The sequence below is a fragment of the Kitasatospora putterlickiae genome (assembly GCF_039527695.1).
GTDB lineage: Bacteria > Actinomycetota > Actinomycetes > Streptomycetales > Streptomycetaceae > Kitasatospora > Kitasatospora putterlickiae.
The window spans coordinates 18,783-19,856 of the sequence record NZ_BAAAKJ010000011.1; the positions used below are offsets into that span (position 1 = coordinate 18,783).

General features: G+C 76.7%; 1 protein-coding gene. It reads right to left on the reverse strand.

Annotation, left to right across the window (positions count from 1 at the left end; translation table 11 throughout):
- Positions 1 to 129 precede the first annotated feature (129 nt).
- Positions 130 to 1,008 (reverse strand): MOSC domain-containing protein, encoded by an 879-nt coding sequence (locus ABD308_RS01145; protein ID WP_344323885.1) that lies wholly within the window; start codon positions 1,006 to 1,008, stop codon positions 130 to 132.
- Positions 1,009 to 1,074 lie beyond the last annotated feature (66 nt).

Sequence of the window (1,074 nt, forward strand, 5' to 3'; positions counted from 1 at the left end):
CCGGGGCGGGCACGGCGGGCGGACGGCCGCCCCGGCCCCACCGCGCGTCAGCCTGTTCCAACGAGCGCGCACACGTCCGGTTCCGGGACGGGGGTGCGGAAGCGGGGGCGCGCGAGCGGGCGCCCGCCGTCACGCCTTCTGGTCGGCCGGCCAGTGCGCGCCGTCCTCCAGCACCTCGACCTCGTCGCCCAGCCGCAGGGTGCCGAGCACGTCGCCCTCGACGCCGGCCGGCCGCTCGGGGATCAGGTTCTGCCCGAACGCCGCCTTCTTCAGCAGCCGGTGGTGCCGGGCCAGGGTGCGCAGCGGCTCGGGGCCGCGCCGCTCGCCGCTCTCCTGGTCGGTGGTGGTGACGACGCAGCGCCCGCACGGCTTGACCACCCGGAAGGTCAGCTCGCCGATCCTGATCCGCCGCCAGCCGTCCTCCGCCCAGGGCTCGCCGCCGGAGACCACCGCGTTGGGGCGGAACCGCTCCATCGGCAGCTCCTCGTGGCCGTCCGGGTGCTCGGCGGCGATCAGCGCGTTGAGCTCGGCCAGCGAGGCGGTGGTGGTGAGCAGCAGCGGGAAGCCGTCGGCCATCGAGACGGTGTCGCCGGGGGAGGAGAAGTCCGGGTCGACGGGCCGGGCGCGCGGGTCGTCCAGGTGCACCAGCCGGTAGTCACCGAGGTGCTCGGCGATCCACAGCTGGGCCTCCTTGCCGGCCTCGGCGGCGCGGAAGCGGGTGCCCCAGACCTCGACGTCGGCGAGCGCGTCGCCGACCGCGACGGCGGGGGCGGGGACCTCGGCGCGGGAGCCGTCGGGGGCGGTGAGCACGAGGGCCCCGGCGGGGGTGGGCTCGGCGCGGACCTGGCCGAGGGCGGCGTTCTCGCGCTGGCTGACGAACCGGCCGGTGGCGTCGGCGAGCATCCAGCGCCGGTCGCCGGCCAGGCCCCACGGTTCGACGCGGGCGCTCTCGGGGCTCAGGCGGTACATGGACTTGACGGGGTAGACGTGGAGTCCGGTGAGCTGCATTCCCCCATCCTGCCAGCCGGGTCCGGACCGGCGGCGTTCGCGGTCCGGCACCGTGGGTGCCCCGAA